Origin of the sequence: Yokenella regensburgei (assembly GCF_051486985.1) — a bacterium.
Lineage (GTDB): Bacteria > Pseudomonadota > Gammaproteobacteria > Enterobacterales > Enterobacteriaceae > CBFFRJ01.
The window spans coordinates 144,275-158,488 of sequence record NZ_JAHVDV010000001.1; the positions used below are offsets into that span (position 1 = coordinate 144,275).

A 14,214-nucleotide genomic window follows, 5' to 3' on the forward strand; every position below is an offset into this window, starting at 1 on the left:
ATGCGGTTGTTTATTGCAGAAAAACCGAGTCTTGGCCGTGCCATTGCCGATGTGCTGCCTAAGCCCCATCGCAAAGGCGACGGCTATATTGAGTGCGGAAATGGGCAGGTCGTGACCTGGTGCATTGGCCACCTGCTCGAACAGGCGCAGCCGGATGTCTATGACAGCCGCTACGCCCGCTGGAATCTCGCGGATTTGCCCATCGTGCCGGAAAAATGGCGTCTTCAGCCCCGACCTTCGGTGACGAAGCAGATTAACGTCATTAAGCGTCTGCTGGCTGAGGCCACGGAAGTGGTTCACGCAGGCGATCCGGACAGGGAAGGGCAACTGCTGGTGGACGAGGTAATTGATTATCTTGATCTTCCGCCCGCAAAACGTCAGCAGGTGCAGCGCTGCCTGATAAACGATCTTAACCCGCAGGCCGTTGAGCGCGCGATATCTCGCTTACGTTCCAACAGTGAGTTCGTGCCGCTATGCGTTTCTGCCCTGGCCCGCGCCCGCGCGGACTGGTTGTATGGCATTAATATGACCCGCGCTTACACGCTCCTGGGACGTAATGCCGGTTATCAGGGGGTGTTATCCGTGGGGCGCGTCCAGACGCCATTGCTTGGCCTTGTGGTACGGCGCGACGAAGAGATAGAAAACTTCGTGGCGAAGGATTTCTTTGAGGTCAAAGCCCATATCGTTACGCCTGCCGGAGAGCGCTTTACCGCGCTCTGGCAGCCCAGTGAAGCCTGCGAGCCGTATCAGGATGAAGAGGGCCGTCTGCTTCATCGCCCACTTGCCGATCATGTGGTTAATCGCATTGCCGGGCAGCCTGCCCGGGTCACCGGATATAATGATAAACGGGAATCAGAACCGGCACCGCTGCCGTTTTCACTCTCGGCATTACAGATTGAAGCTGCCAAACGCTATGGGCTCAGTGCGCAAAACGTCCTGGATATCTGTCAGAAACTGTATGAAACCCACAAGCTGATTACCTACCCGCGATCGGACTGCCGCTACTTGCCAGAAGAACACTATGCCGGGCGCCATGCGGTGATGAATGCGATAAGCGTACATGCCCAGGGCTTACTGCCGCAGCCTGTCGTTAACCCGGATTTGCGCAACCGAAGCTGGGACGACAAAAAGGTCGATGCCCACCATGCGATTATCCCGACCGCACGGGCATCAAAGGTCAATCTGACCCACAGCGAAGCCGATGTTTATAACCTCATCGCTCGCCAGTATCTCTTGCAGTTCTGCCCTGATGCCGTCTTCCGCAAATGCCAGATTGATCTGGATATCGCTAACGGTAAGTTCATTGCTAAGGCGCGTTTTCTGGCAGAGGCGGGCTGGCGTGCTTTGCTGGGCGGCAAAGAGCGTGATGAAGAGAACGACGGGACGCCGCTGCCGGTGGTCGCCAAAGGCGATGAACTGCTATGTGAGAAGGGGGAGGTGGTTGAGCGTCAAACCCAGCCGCCGCGCCATTTCACAGATGCCACTTTGCTCTCGGCAATGACCGGGATTGCGCGTTTCGTGCAGGATAAAGAGCTGAAGAAAATCCTGCGCGCCACGGACGGTCTCGGAACGGAAGCAACCCGTGCCGGCATCATTGAGTTGTTGTTTAAGCGTGGTTTTCTTAATAAGAAAGGGCGTTACATCCTCTCAACCGATGCGGGAAGAGCGCTAATACACTCGCTACCTGAGATGGCGGCCAGGCCCGACATGACCGCACACTGGGAGTCGGTACTCACGCAAATCAGTGAAAAGCAGTGCCGGTATCAGGATTTTATGCAGCCGCTGGTTGGCACATTGCACGAGCTTATTCAGCAGGCGCGTAACACCCCAGCGCAACGTTTCAAGGGGATAGTGGCCCCAGGCGGCGGGAAGAAAAGGGCCGCCGGCAAGCGTACCGGGCGAAAATCTCGTGGAGATGACACCCCGGCGCCATCGCCTGCTGGGTGATGCGGATGTGGCGTTCACTTCCGTGGAATTGCCCAAAAATGGCGTAAAATTGCCCAATTTGCAGGAAGACGTGATCCTTGCGTCTTCCTGTCACTAAAAAACAGGATTATGATGCGCGCGAACACAGACCATTTAGTAGCAGGACTGGAAAATGAGCGAGCAAAAACCCGTAGAAAATAGCGTAGTAAAAATCCCCACCACGTTGCGCAACGCACGAGCCGAAAGTCACGACAGGCTCTTTAACGAACTCACCGCCGATGAGCAAATCGCCATCATTCTTAAACGCCATCGGGAAATCGTCTCCTCGCTGGTTGCGCGAGCGTGAAATAAAAAGGCCCGGTGCGCAATGCACACCAGGCCTGATATTGTCTGGCCGGGAAGCGTCGAGCCACCCGGCTTAAATAGTTAAATCAGCCCCTGACCAATCATCGCATCGGCCACTTTCACGAAGCCGGCCACGTTTGCGCCCTGAACGTAGTTCGTCTGTTTCGCTTCGCCACCGTACTCCACGCAGGAATGATGAATATCCAGCATGATGTGGTGCAGACGCGCATCCACTTTTTCCGCTTTCCAGCCAAAACGGGCGGCATTTTGCGCCATTTCGAGGCCGGATGTGGCGACACCACCAGCGTTCGCTGCCTTACCCGGTGCGAAGAGAACACCGGCCTCCAGGAACAGATCGGTCGCGGCGATGGTGGTTGGCATGTTCGCCCCTTCGGCAACCGCTTTTACGCCGTTGGCGATAAGCTGACGGGCCGCCTCCTCATCGAGCTCATTTTGCGTTGCGCACGGCAGCGCAACGTCAACCGGAACGGACCACGGCTGCTGGCCTTCAAGATAGTGCAGGCCAAATTCCCGGGCGTAATCTGCTACGCGACCGTGCTGCTGTTCTTTAATCTCAATCAGGCGTGCCAGCTTCTCTTTAGTAAAGCCGGCTTCATCGACCACTGTACCGTTGGAGTCGGAGGCGGTAATCACGCGTGCCCCCAGTTCCAGCGCTTTTTCAATAGCATATTGTGCCACGTTACCGGAACCGGAAACCGCAACACGCAGGCCTTCAAAACTCAGACCGTGGCGTTTTAACATCGCTTCGGTGAAGTAGACCAGGCCATAGCCGGTGGCTTCCGGGCGAATCAGGCTGCCGCCGAAAGAGAGCCCCTTACCGGTGAAGACACAGGCTGTGTTGTTAGACAGCTTTTTCATCATGCCGGCCATAAAGCCAACTTCACGCGCACCAACGCCCATGTCACCTGCGGGCACGTCAGTATCCGCGCCAAGATGGCGGTAGAGTTCCGTCATCAGAGACTGACAGAAGCGCATCACCTCAGCATCACTTTTCCCTTTTGGATCGAAATCACTTCCGCCTTTACCACCGCCCATTGGCAGGGTGGTCAGGGCATTTTTAAAGGTTTGTTCGAAGCCGAGGAATTTAAGAATAGAAAGGTTAACGGAGGGATGGAAGCGCATGCCACCTTTGTAAGGGCCAATGGCGGAGCTGAACTGGACACGCCATGCACGGTTAACCTGCACCTGATTTTTATCATCTACCCACACTACGCGAAACTGGATCACACGCTCAGGCTCTACCAGTCTCTCCAGCAGGGAGAGCTGTCGGTAACGCGGGTTTTGATCAAGGAAAGGCCACAGAGTGGTCATGACTTCACGAACGGCTTGAGCGAATTCGGTCTGGTGCGGATCGCGCTTTTGAACGTGGGAAAGGAACGATTCAAGAGTGCATGTCTGTTCCATAGATATAAGAGCCTCTTATGTCAGATGTCGGATGTTATGTTTTTTATAGCTGCCAAAATTTCAGCGTTTTTCGACTATAACATCTGCAATATGACGTTAAGCAAGCAAAAATCCGCCTATGTGACGAAATTAATGAAAGGTCGAGGGTCATAATTAAAAGCGATGACAGAAGAAATAGCTGCTTTGAAATAGAGATCCGTTATAGTTATTAAAGAATCAATTCAGGAAGAAAATATCATGAAGCCAATGCAGTGGGTGATAAGTGGTTTATTAATAATCGCATCCTTTGGCGTGCAGGCTGAACGACGTCTCTCACCGGATGTGGAAGTCAACGTTCCGCCCCAGGTGTTCAGCTCGGGCGGTCAACAGAATGCTCAGCCCTGTAATCAGTGCTGTATTTATGAGGGGCAAACCTATTCTGAAGGTGCGGTCATCAAAACCGAAGGCATATTGCTGCAATGCCAGCGTGATGAACGCACTATCTCAACTAATCCTTTGGTCTGGCGGCGTGTAAAACCTTAAATGCCTCAAGCAGGGGGATATCTGCCGGAGCCAGGGGCCAGTTGCGCGCCTCATCCGGTGAGCACCAGACCAGCGCGGCGTGATGATGACGGGTGAGGGTGCCGGTAAAGACCGGCACGTGCCAGGCATGCAGAGTAATGATGCGCCCGGAAACCTCACGCTGGTGGCTTGCAATATAATCACCAACGGTGGCCTCAATACCCAGCTCTTCACCTAGCTCGCGAACCAGCGCCTGCGGCTGCGTTTCACCGGGCTCTACTTTACCGCCGGCAAATTCCCATAAGCCTGGCTGATCGCCCTGTTCAGGGCGCTGTGCCAGCAGAATGCTGCCGTCACGCTCAATGATTGCGGCGACGACGTCGATTGTCTTTAGCATGTTGCTCCGTTTTTATTCTTTTGACTCCACTCGTACCAGCCGCCGTCATATACGGCGATACGCGACCAGCCCATCGCGCGGGCACATAAAAACGCCAGCGAGGCCCGCCAGCCAGTGCCACAATAAAAGGCGACGTGCTGATCGGAGGTGATGTGATAAGCCGCCCACATGGCGGTTATTTCCTCTGCGCTTCGCAATGTGCCATCCGGGTTTAAAAAATCGCCCATGCCATCTTTGCCCTCTCCCGCGTGTCCCCAGCGGGCGCCGGGAATGTCCCCTTTTTCTGCGATGTAATCATAGCCGCTGATCTGCCCGGTATGCTCCTGCCAGCTTCTGACGCTCACCAGCGAGGCATCCTGACGATGTAAGAGCGCTCGCGCCTGCGCCATTGTCACCATCAGTTGCGGACACCGCGGCACGCCCAGAGCAGCGTCAAGGTTATGGCTGGTAGTCATGGGGGGTACGGTTGCCCGAGGAAACGCCTGCGCAAATGCGTCTCCTTCAAGCAATCGCACGTCGGCCACGCCAGCATACAGCAGGATCTGCGCCGCGCGCGCCGCCGCCAGCAGATGGCGGCTATAGAGTATCACGGTAGTATCACCGCCAATGCCGTGACGGGTGAGCACCCTGGAAAGTTGGTTCGCTGGCACGACGTTCCAGAAAGGCCCGCCTTCAAGTTTGCCAATATCAAGACAGGCAGCCCCGGGAATGTGAGCATGACGTGGTAACGGCGTTCCATCCGAGATTATCTCCAGCACCCGCCACGCGCCAGCGGGTCTCTCTGCTACAGGTTTGCCCTGCAAAAGCTGGTGGAGCCACTGGGGGCAGGGGCGTTGCGCAAAGCCTGGCAATCGGCGAAGGCGGGCCGGATCGGTGAGGGCGTCAGCGAGCGTTGACACGGCCTGAAATCCGATTCTGCGAAGACGATAACTGAGCGCGTGATGCTCACCACCATAGAGCGCCAGTGGCATCGCAGGAGTGAGCGCATGCCTGCTGAGCCAGCCACTTAAAACCTCATCATCCATTATATCAAGCCAGCGCGTGGCAAGGTTAAGGGCGCCGGGTTCATGACCTGAGGTACCGTGTACCTCATCAGGCCAGCCGTTAAAAATGGCGGCCGGGCGAGTGTCGATAATGGCCCCGTGCTGCTGCTGAATCTGTAAACAGGTAAGGAAGTGCTGCATGGCGGCATCTCGTAAGAAGCGGCAATCCTCTGACTGCCGCTATAGAGAGGGGGATTACTCGACCTTGAATGTCGCCCACACCGGCGCATGGTCAGAGGGTTTTTCCATACCACGGATGTCGTAGTCAATACCGGTTTCAATGCAACGTTCTGCCAGCGGCCCACTGGCCAGTAGTACGTCTATACGCAGGCCGCGGTTATCGTCAAAGCCTCTGGAGCGGTAGTCGAACCATGAGAAGCGTTCGTTATTGTCCGGGTTAGCCGCGCGCCAGGTGTCCACCAGACCCCAATTGAGCAGTCGGTCCATCCATTCACGCTCCTCCGGCAGGAAGGAGCATTTGCCGGTACGCAGCCAGCGTTTGCGGCTCTCTTCGCCGATGCCGATATCCAAATCAGTGGGGCTGATATTAACGTCACCCATGATCAGCACCGGATTCTCTTTTTTCAGCTCTGTTTCCAGATAGTGTTGCAGGTTCTGGTAAAACTTCTCTTTAGCCGGAAATTTCACCGGATGGTCGCGACTTTCCCCCTGGGGGAAGTAACCATTAATGACAGTAATATTTCCCAGCGGGGAGGGGATCTCCGCCATGATGATTCGACGCTGGGCTCCTTCGTCATCCTCCGGAAACCCACGACGCACGGAAACCGGCGTGGCCTTGGTCAACAATGCCACTCCATAATGCCCTTTTTGCCCGTGATAGAAGACGTTATAGCCGAGCCTGGCTACCTCTTCGAGCGGGAACATATCGTCGTGGACTTTCGTCTCCTGCAGGCCAATGACATCAGGTTGATGCTGCTCGACTATCGCTTCAAGTTGATGAGGACGGGCTCGCAGGCCGTTGATATTAAAAGAGACAAATTTCATGGTCGCCGCCAGAATGCAGAAAGAATGTGGCGGGGATGTTAGCAGAAAAGGAAAAAAAATGCCTGTGTGTTGTCCGTGCCGGTGGTATCACCACGGGTTAGTAGATGGTTGGCGTTAAAAATTAATTTACTGAATATGTCGAATACGAATATCGCTCCCGCCTGTTCACGCACATCGCCTCAGGGCAAACGAACCTGCAAGTCATTTATTACGCATAATGCTGTCCGGTCTTTGGTTTTTATGACCATTTAACTGAGCAGGCACGTACCCTTGCCATCTGAACCTTTGATGCCCGGCTAACCGCAAACCGCACCCAAAATGGGCAGCCTGCTCCAGATCGATGCAGGGCCGCAATATTAATTTCGCTGATGATCACACTTCCACAATTAATTTTTCTGATGCATAAATTTGCTCTTTTCCGCGGCTGTTAATCACTCCCGACTTCAATTATGCAATTTTTATGCATTTTAAATGCATAAAATGAGATCGTAACCTGTTGATATTTAGCTATTACGCTCCTTTTATGCATTTTAACCGCTAGCTGGCATGTCCTGTGCAATATACATTTACAGCGTGAATGCTCATATTTATTAACAAATCCACAACCAACCATTTACCGGAAGAAGAGGTCGCTATGTCTCACTCAATTACGCGTGAAAATTTTGATGAATGGATGATGCCTGTTTACGCGCCAGCGCCTTTTATTCCCGTACGTGGTGAAGGCTCGCGTTTGTGGGATCAGCAGGGCACGGAGTATATCGATTTTGCCGGGGGGATTGCCGTGAATGCCCTGGGGCATGCGCATCCGGCATTGTGTCAGGCACTCAGCGATCAGGCCGCCCGGTTCTGGCATACCGGCAACGGCTACACCAACGAACCCGCGCTGCGGCTGGCAAAGCAGTTAATCGATGCGACCTTTGCTGAGCGCGTGTTTTTCTGCAACTCGGGAGCGGAGGCCAATGAAGCTGCGCTCAAACTGGCCCGTAAATATGCTCACGATAAGTTTGGTAGCCATAAAAGCGGTATTGTGGCCTTTAAAAATGCATTTCATGGTCGCACCCTTTTTACCGTCAGCACGGGAGGCCAACCGGCCTATTCGCAGGATTTTGCCCCCCTGCCGCCGGATATACAGCACGCCATCTACAACGACCTGGAGTCGGCCCGCTCGCTTATCAGCGACAGCACCTGTGCTGTGATTGTGGAGCCGATGCAGGGGGAAGGGGGCGTCGTCCCTGCGACTAAGGCGTTTTTGCAGGGATTACGTGACCTGTGCGACCAGCATCATGCGCTGCTGATTTTTGATGAGGTGCAAACCGGCGTCGGGCGCACGGGTGAACTCTACGCCTATATGCATTATGGTGTGACGCCGGATGTCCTGAGCACGGCGAAAGCGCTCGGTGGCGGCTTCCCGGTAGCGGCCATGCTGGCCACGGAAAACTGCGCCAGCGTAATGACTGTCGGCACCCACGGCACCACCTGGGGCGGTAACCCGTTAGGCGCTGCGGTGGCAGGCACGGTGCTGGGCATCGTCAACACCCGCGAGACGCTGGACGGCGTAAAACAGCGTAACCAGTGGTTTAACGAGCAGTTGCAGGCGATGAACAACCAACTGAAGTTGTTTCGCGACATTCGCGGAATGGGCCTTCTTATCGGCTGTGAACTGCACCCTGACTATGCTGGTAAAGCGAAAGCTATTTCTCAACTTGCTGCCGCCGAAGGGGTGATGGTGCTGATTGCGGGTGGCAACGTTGTGCGTTTCGCGCCAGCACTGAATATTACCCAGGATGAAATCTCCCGTGGTCTTGACCGCTTCGCCACGGCCTGTGACACCTTCCTTAAGGGGTGCACATCATGATGGTCATCCGTCCTGTTGAACGCAGCGATTTGCCTGCACTGATGGCGCTCGCAGGCAAGACCGGTGGAGGGTTAACCTCTTTGCCGGTTGATGAGGCAACCCTTTCTGACCGTATTGAGCGGGCATTAAAGACCTGGCGCGGTGAATTACCAAAAGCCGATCAGGGGTACGTGTTTGTGCTCACGTCTACCGACACCGGGGAGGTGGCAGGAATATGCGCCATCGAAGTGGCTGTAGGACTTAACGAACCCTGGTACAACTACCGGGTCGGCACACTTGTCCACGCCTCGAAGGAGCTGAATGTTTACAACGCGTTACCCACGCTCTTTTTAAGTAACGATCACACTGGCAGCAGTGAGTTATGTACGCTTTTTCTGGATCCGGCGTGGCGCAAAGAGGGCAACGGCTATCTGCTTTCAAAATCCCGCTTTCTCTTCATGGCTGCATTTCGCGATCGCTTTAATGAAAAGGTAGTCGCAGAAATGCGCGGCGTTATCGATGAAACCGGTTTTTCACCTTTCTGGGACAGCCTCGGTAAACGTTTTTTCTCGATGGAATTCAGCCGTGCAGATTACCTTTGCGGGACCGGACAAAAGGCCTTTATCGCCGAGTTGATGCCTAAACATCCTATTTATACCGATTTTCTCTCTGCCGATGCGCAGGCGGTGATTGGTCAGGTCCATCCACAAACCGCTCCCGCCCGAGCCGTCCTCGAAAAAGAGGGGTTCCGCTATTGTAACTATGTTGACATCTTTGACGGTGGCCCAACGCTTGAATGCGATATCGACAGCGTCAGGGCGGTTCGTAAAAGTCGCCTTGTCGAAGTGGTCGAAGGAGATTGTGCTGCCGGTGAATGGCCTGCCTGCCTCGTATCCAACGAGCAGTACCACCAGTTCAGGGCCATGCTTATTCATGTGGATCCCCATACCGAGCGGCTGGTACTGAACGCCGCGCAATGTGACGCCCTGCAATGCAGAGCTGGCGACTTCGTACGTCTGGTGCGCCTGTGCGCCGAGGAGAAAAAATCATGAACCAATGGATCAATGGCGAATGGGTTGCCGGCCAGGGCGGGCAGCGGGTCAAAACTAACCCCGTAACTCAAGAGGTGTTGTGGCATGGGTGCGATGCCGACGCTGACCAGGTTGCGGCCGCGTATCAGGCGGCCCGTGCGGCATTCCCGACATGGGCAAAAGGCGAGTTTACCCAGCGCCAACGTATTGTTGAGAAATTTGCAGCGTTACTGGAAACCAACAAAGCCGCTCTTGGCGAAGTGATTGCGCGCGAAACCGGCAAACCTCGTTGGGAGGCGGCCACCGAAGTGGCGGCGATGATCAACAAAGCGGCCATCTCGGTGAAGGCATATCATGCCCGCACCGGGGCGCATCACACCGAGATGCCGGACGGAGCGGCTACCCTGCGCCACCGTCCTCATGGCGTACTCGCCGTGTTTGGCCCCTACAATTTTCCAGGCCATCTGCCCAATGGACACATTATCCCCGCACTGCTTGCCGGTAACACGCTCATCTTCAAGCCGAGCGAGTTAACCCCCTGGACCGGCGAAAGCGTGATGAAATTATGGGAGCAAGCGGGTCTGCCCGCAGGCGTCATCAACCTGGTACAGGGCGGGCGGGAGACCGGTCAGGCACTGAGCACTCTGCCGGGTCTGGATGGTTTACTGTTCACCGGCAGTGCCGCAACGGGATACCAGCTGCATCGCCAGCTGGCGGGGCAGCCGGAAAAAATTCTCGCGCTGGAGATGGGGGGGAATAATCCCCTGATCGTGGATGATCCTGCTGACATCGACGCGGCGGTACACCTGACTATACAGTCCGCCTTTATCACAGCCGGGCAGCGGTGTACCTGCGCACGTCGGTTACTGGTCAAACGGGGGGAGGCCGGAGATGCCTTTCTTGCCCGCCTGACGGCATTATCAGCCAGACTGACCCCCGGAAACTGGAATGCCGACCCCCAGCCGTTTTTGGGAGGCTTAATTTCCGAGCAGGCAGCCCTGCACGTCCATGAAGCCTGGCAGGCGCATGTGAACCGAGGCGGGAAAACCTTACTGGAGCCGCGTTTAGTAGAGGCCGGCACCTCACTGCTAACGCCTGGCATTATTGATACGACCGGGGTCAGCGATGTACCTGATGAAGAGGTGTTCGGACCTTTACTTTGCGTCTGGCGGTATGACGATTTTGATGACGCAATAGCACGCGCAAACGAGACGCGCTATGGGCTTGCCTGCGGGCTGATCTCCCCGGACCGGGCACGTTTTGAACAACTGCTGCTTGAAGCACGGGCGGGAATTGTAAACTGGAATAAACCGCTAACCGGTGCCGCCAGCACCGCACCCTTTGGCGGAACAGGGGCCTCCGGCAACCATCGCCCCAGTGCCTGGTATGCGGCAGACTATTGCGCATGGCCGATGGCAAGCCTGGAGACGCCAGATCTGGTGCTACCGACAACGCTCAGCCCAGGGCTTGATTTTACGTCGGAGAACGAACGATGAAAGCGCGGGAGGTCAATTTTGACGGTCTGGTGGGACCGACGCATCACTATGCCGGGCTGTCGTTTGGTAATGAGGCATCGACGAAACACCGGGATCGACTTTCTAATCCACGACTGGCGGCCAGACAGGGCCTGCTGAAAATGAAAGCGCTCTCCGACGCCGGTTTTGCGCAGGCGGTGATCCCGCCCCAGGAGCGCCCGCATCTGCCTGTTTTACGCCAGTTAGGCTTCAGCGGAAGCGATGAGCAGATAATCGGGCGAGTGGCAACGCAGGCCCCGCGTCTACTTTCCGCCGTCAGCTCCGCTTCCGCAATGTGGGTCGCCAACGCGGCAACCGTCTGCCCTTCCGCGGATTCGCTGGACGGGAAAGTGCATCTGACCGTGGCTAACCTGAACAACAAGTTTCATCGTGCGATTGAAGCGCCCACGACCGAAGCAGTACTGCGGGCGATATTTCGTGATGAAAATACCTTTGCCGTACATGCCGCGTTGCCGCAGGTGGCGATGCTGGGGGATGAAGGGGCGGCAAACCATAACCGGTTTGGCGGTCAGTACGGTGAACCGGGTGTTCAGATGTTTGTCTATGGCCGGGAAGAGGGGGGAAGCACGGCACCGGCGCGCTATCCCGCACGTCAGACGCTGGAAGCCAGCCAGGCCGTCGCGCGGCTAAATCAGGTTAATCCCCGTCAGGCCGTCTTTGCCATGCAAAACCCGGCGGTCATCGATCAGGGCGTATTTCACAATGACGTCATTGCTGTCTCTAACCATCAGTTGCTCTTTTGCCATCAACATGCTTTTGTGCAGCAATCCGGCTTACTGGCAAATTTGCGTGCGCGGGTGCCCGGATTTATGGCCCTTGAAGTGCCGAATGCAGAGGTTTCGGTCGCCGATGCGGTACAAACCTACCTCTTCAATAGCCAGCTACTCAGCCGGGATGATGGCAGCATGATACTGGTGCTGCCTCAGGAGTCCCATGACCACCCTGGCGTGTGGCGTTACCTGTGTAAACTGCTGGAGCAGGAGAATCCTGTTAGCGAGCTCAAGGTGTTTGATTTAAGGGAGAGCATGGCTAACGGGGGCGGCCCGGCGTGTTTACGTCTGAGAGTGGTGCTCACTGAGGCGGAACTGCAGGCGGTAAACCCGGCGGTTATCCTGAATGAAGATCTCTTCCATGCACTGAATAACTGGATTGACCGCTACTATCGGGACCAGTTGCGGCAGTCGGATCTGGCGGATCCTTTGCTGTTACGCGAAGGGCGGGAAGCACTGGATGCCCTGACCCGGATCTTGCGGCTGGGTTCCGTGTATCCCTTCCAGTTATAACCGGAGGTCTTATGGATAATTTTCTTGCAATGACACTGTCGGGTGATATGCCGCGTAAAACCGCAGGCGAAGCGGCAGGATTCCATTGGTTATGGCACGAGCAGGGGATACTGGAACTCATTCCCGCCGAGCCAGCACAACGCGCTCTGGTTCTCTCATGTGCTGTTCACGGTAACGAGACCGCTCCTGTTGAAATGGTGGATGCCCTGCTGGAGAGGCTGCTGAACGGGACCCTAAAGCTGCGCTGGCGGTTACTGGTGATTATCGGTAATCCGCAGGCGCTGGCACGCAATAAGCGTTATCAGCATAGCGATCTTAATCGCATGTTTGGCGGGCGCTGGCAGCAGTTTGCCGCCAGTGATGAAACGATACGTGCCGCACAACTGGAACGTGCCGTGACCCATTTTTTTAGTGAAAGCGATGAGGAGCGCTGGCATCTGGATATGCATACGGCCATCCGGGAATCATTACATGTGCGATTCGGAGTCTTACCAGCACGCCCGGAACCCTGGGATGAACGGTTTCTTCAGTGGCTGGAGGATGCCGGTCTGGAAGCGCTGGTCTTTCATCAGACACCTGCCGGCACTTTCACCCATTACACCTGTGAACAGTTCGGCGGGCAGGCCTGTACCCTTGAGCTGGGCAAAGCACTGCCGTTTGGGGCCAACGATCTGAGCCAGTTTTCGCGTACGGCCGAGGCGCTGGCGGCACTGATTGGCGGCGATACACTACCAGAGCGTGAGTCACCTGCGCTTCGTTACCGCGTGGTACAGCAACTTACACGGCATACTGAGGCGTTTGTCCTGCATCTCTCGCCCGAGACGCCAAACTTCACGGCGATTGGGCAGGGCACGCTGTTGGCCGAAGACAGTGGCGAGCGTTATGTTGTGCAGCGGGAACAGGAATACATTCTTTTTCCAAATCCAAATGTAGCGCGAGGGATGAGAGCGGGTCTCTTGCTGGAACGTATCAATTAAGGTAATGCCCCGGATGACCGGGGCTAAATTATTTCTTCGGCAAGTGCAGATTAATCCTGGTAAATTGATTTATTTATAATCGATATTGATTTAGAATCTCCATCATTCCTTTTAAAATCATCGATTTGTGTATTTTATTTTCCACTCTCCATGATTTATTCATATTTCCTCCACAATCGGCGAAAAAATGTTTTTTACACTTTCATTGTTTTACTGATGCTCTAATTTATTGACGCTGAAGGGGCTAAAGTGAATATCGTTAATCCGGCACTCGCCGCATAAATAAACATGAATATAAGGAATCACATTATGCGTAAACTGACCGCTCTGTTTGTTGCTTCTACCCTGGCGTTTGGCGCAGCGAATATCGCTCATGCTGCAGATACGGCTGCCACGGCCACAGACAGCAAGCCAATGATGCACCATAAAGGCCCACGAGGTCCTCACCATGACATGATGTTCCAGGGGCTGAACCTGACTGATGCGCAAAAAGAGCAAATCCGCGAAATCAGAAAAACGGAGCGCGAGAAGATGCAACAGGATCGCCGCAGCATGCACGAACTGATTGCCAGCGATACCTTCGACAAAGCAAAAGCTGAAGCGCAGATTGCCAAAATGGATGAGCAGCGTAAGGCCCATATGCTGGCGCATCTGGAAACACAGAACAAGATTTACAATGTGTTAACGCCGGAACAGAAAAAGCAGTTTAATGCCAATTTTGAGAAGCGTCTGACAGAACGCGCGGCCCCGGAAGGTAAAATGCCTGAATCTGCCGAGTAACTCCGCAGCCCTTATCAAGACCGCCGGACCTGTCCACAGCACGCCTTAGCGTTGTGGCCAGACCCGGCGGTTTTTTCTTTCGCTCCCCTCTTGTCAGCCGCCCCCAGCGCGGTATTCTCCTTAAGCCAGTCT

Annotated in this window: 13 protein-coding genes; 9 read left to right on the forward strand and 4 right to left on the reverse strand. The window is 55.1% G+C overall.

Translation table 11 applies throughout. The features are described from left to right. The gene (locus KXR87_RS00750) at nt 1-1,947 is read left to right on the forward strand and encodes a DNA topoisomerase III (RefSeq protein ID WP_437430360.1); all 1,947 of its coding nucleotides are present in this window, start codon (nt 1-3) and stop codon (nt 1,945-1,947) included. A 151-nt stretch (nt 1,948-2,098) separates the two neighbouring features. Continuing rightward, nucleotides 2,099-2,272, forward strand: a complete 174-nt coding sequence (locus KXR87_RS00755) for a hypothetical protein (RefSeq protein WP_437430361.1) — start codon at nt 2,099-2,101, stop codon at nt 2,270-2,272. 80 nt (nt 2,273-2,352) lie between these two features. Here the strand turns inward: KXR87_RS00755 and gdhA are convergent, their stop codons facing one another. Next, complete coding sequence (gdhA, locus tag KXR87_RS00760; protein ID WP_437430362.1) at nt 2,353-3,696, reverse strand: NADP-specific glutamate dehydrogenase; 1,344 nt, start codon at nt 3,694-3,696, stop codon at nt 2,353-2,355. A 246-nt stretch (nt 3,697-3,942) separates the two neighbouring features. Between gdhA and KXR87_RS00765 the strand changes: the two genes are divergently transcribed. Further along, nucleotides 3,943-4,218, forward strand: coding sequence for a DUF1496 domain-containing protein (locus KXR87_RS00765; protein WP_437430552.1), 276 nt, complete (start codon nt 3,943-3,945; stop codon nt 4,216-4,218). On the opposite strand, the gene KXR87_RS00770 is transcribed toward KXR87_RS00765, so the two are convergent. The 3 genes from KXR87_RS00770 to xthA are packed head-to-tail and all read right to left on the reverse strand — an operon-like array spanning nt 4,184 to nt 6,642. Then, complete coding sequence (locus tag KXR87_RS00770; RefSeq protein WP_437430363.1) at nt 4,184-4,594, reverse strand: pyrimidine (deoxy)nucleoside triphosphate diphosphatase; 411 nt, start codon at nt 4,592-4,594, stop codon at nt 4,184-4,186. The genes KXR87_RS00765 and KXR87_RS00770 overlap by 35 nt on opposite strands. Further along, on the reverse strand, nt 4,588-5,778 hold the full coding sequence (locus KXR87_RS00775) for a sulfurtransferase (protein ID WP_437430364.1): 1,191 nt from the start codon (nt 5,776-5,778) through the stop codon (nt 4,588-4,590). The genes KXR87_RS00770 and KXR87_RS00775 overlap by 7 nt, the downstream gene beginning before the upstream one ends. A 54-nt stretch (nt 5,779-5,832) precedes the next feature. Continuing rightward, the gene (gene xthA / locus KXR87_RS00780; RefSeq protein WP_437430365.1) at nt 5,833-6,642 is read right to left on the reverse strand and encodes an exodeoxyribonuclease III; all 810 of its coding nucleotides are present in this window, start codon (nt 6,640-6,642) and stop codon (nt 5,833-5,835) included. A 634-nt stretch (nt 6,643-7,276) separates the two neighbouring features. On the opposite strand from xthA, the gene KXR87_RS00785 reads away from it, so the two are divergent. The 6 genes from KXR87_RS00785 to spy all read left to right on the forward strand — a co-directional run bounded on the left by KXR87_RS00785 (nt 7,277) and on the right by spy (nt 14,082). Further along, entirely contained in the window at nt 7,277-8,497 is a 1,221-nt protein-coding gene (locus KXR87_RS00785; RefSeq protein WP_437430366.1) for an aspartate aminotransferase family protein, read from the forward strand. Beyond that, a complete protein-coding gene (astA, locus tag KXR87_RS00790; protein ID WP_437430367.1) occupies nt 8,494-9,528 on the forward strand; it encodes an arginine N-succinyltransferase in 1,035 nt (344 codons plus the stop codon). The genes KXR87_RS00785 and astA overlap by 4 nt, the downstream gene beginning before the upstream one ends. Further along, nucleotides 9,525-11,003 carry a succinylglutamate-semialdehyde dehydrogenase gene (astD, locus tag KXR87_RS00795; protein ID WP_437430368.1) on the forward strand — a complete coding sequence of 493 codons (1,479 nt, stop codon included), beginning with the start codon at nt 9,525-9,527 and terminating at the stop codon, nt 11,001-11,003. The genes astA and astD overlap by 4 nt, the downstream gene beginning before the upstream one ends. Then, nucleotides 11,000-12,325, forward strand: coding sequence for an N-succinylarginine dihydrolase (gene astB / locus KXR87_RS00800; protein ID WP_437430369.1), 1,326 nt, complete (start codon nt 11,000-11,002; stop codon nt 12,323-12,325). The genes astD and astB overlap by 4 nt, the downstream gene beginning before the upstream one ends. A gap of 11 nt (nt 12,326-12,336) precedes the next feature. After that, the gene (astE, locus tag KXR87_RS00805) at nt 12,337-13,302 is read left to right on the forward strand and encodes a succinylglutamate desuccinylase (RefSeq protein ID WP_437430370.1); all 966 of its coding nucleotides are present in this window, start codon (nt 12,337-12,339) and stop codon (nt 13,300-13,302) included. Nucleotides 13,303-13,611: 309 nt separating this feature from the next. Beyond that, a complete protein-coding gene (spy, locus tag KXR87_RS00810; protein ID WP_437430371.1) occupies nt 13,612-14,082 on the forward strand; it encodes an ATP-independent periplasmic protein-refolding chaperone Spy in 471 nt (156 codons plus the stop codon). Nucleotides 14,083-14,214: the final 132 nt, after the last annotated feature.

Bases quoted from the DNA above. Each gene is read 5' to 3' on its own strand.
- KXR87_RS00750 (WP_437430360.1), top strand. From the start codon at position 1: ATGCGGTTGTTTATTGCAGAAAAACCGAGTCTTGGCCGTGCCATTGCC.
- KXR87_RS00755 (WP_437430361.1), top strand. From the start codon at position 2,099: ATGAGCGAGCAAAAACCCGTAGAAAATAGCGTAGTAAAAATCCCCACC.
- gdhA (WP_437430362.1), bottom strand. From the start codon at position 3,696: ATGGAACAGACATGCACTCTTGAATCGTTCCTTTCCCACGTTCAAAAG.
- KXR87_RS00765 (WP_437430552.1), top strand. From the start codon at position 3,943: ATGCAGTGGGTGATAAGTGGTTTATTAATAATCGCATCCTTTGGCGTG.
- KXR87_RS00770 (WP_437430363.1), bottom strand. From the start codon at position 4,594: ATGCTAAAGACAATCGACGTCGTCGCCGCAATCATTGAGCGTGACGGC.
- KXR87_RS00775 (WP_437430364.1), bottom strand. From the start codon at position 5,778: ATGCAGCACTTCCTTACCTGTTTACAGATTCAGCAGCAGCACGGGGCC.
- xthA (WP_437430365.1), bottom strand. From the start codon at position 6,642: ATGAAATTTGTCTCTTTTAATATCAACGGCCTGCGAGCCCGTCCTCAT.
- KXR87_RS00785 (WP_437430366.1), top strand. From the start codon at position 7,277: ATGTCTCACTCAATTACGCGTGAAAATTTTGATGAATGGATGATGCCT.
- astA (WP_437430367.1), top strand. From the start codon at position 8,494: ATGATGGTCATCCGTCCTGTTGAACGCAGCGATTTGCCTGCACTGATG.
- astD (WP_437430368.1), top strand. From the start codon at position 9,525: ATGAACCAATGGATCAATGGCGAATGGGTTGCCGGCCAGGGCGGGCAG.
- astB (WP_437430369.1), top strand. From the start codon at position 11,000: ATGAAAGCGCGGGAGGTCAATTTTGACGGTCTGGTGGGACCGACGCAT.
- astE (WP_437430370.1), top strand. From the start codon at position 12,337: ATGGATAATTTTCTTGCAATGACACTGTCGGGTGATATGCCGCGTAAA.
- spy (WP_437430371.1), top strand. From the start codon at position 13,612: ATGCGTAAACTGACCGCTCTGTTTGTTGCTTCTACCCTGGCGTTTGGC.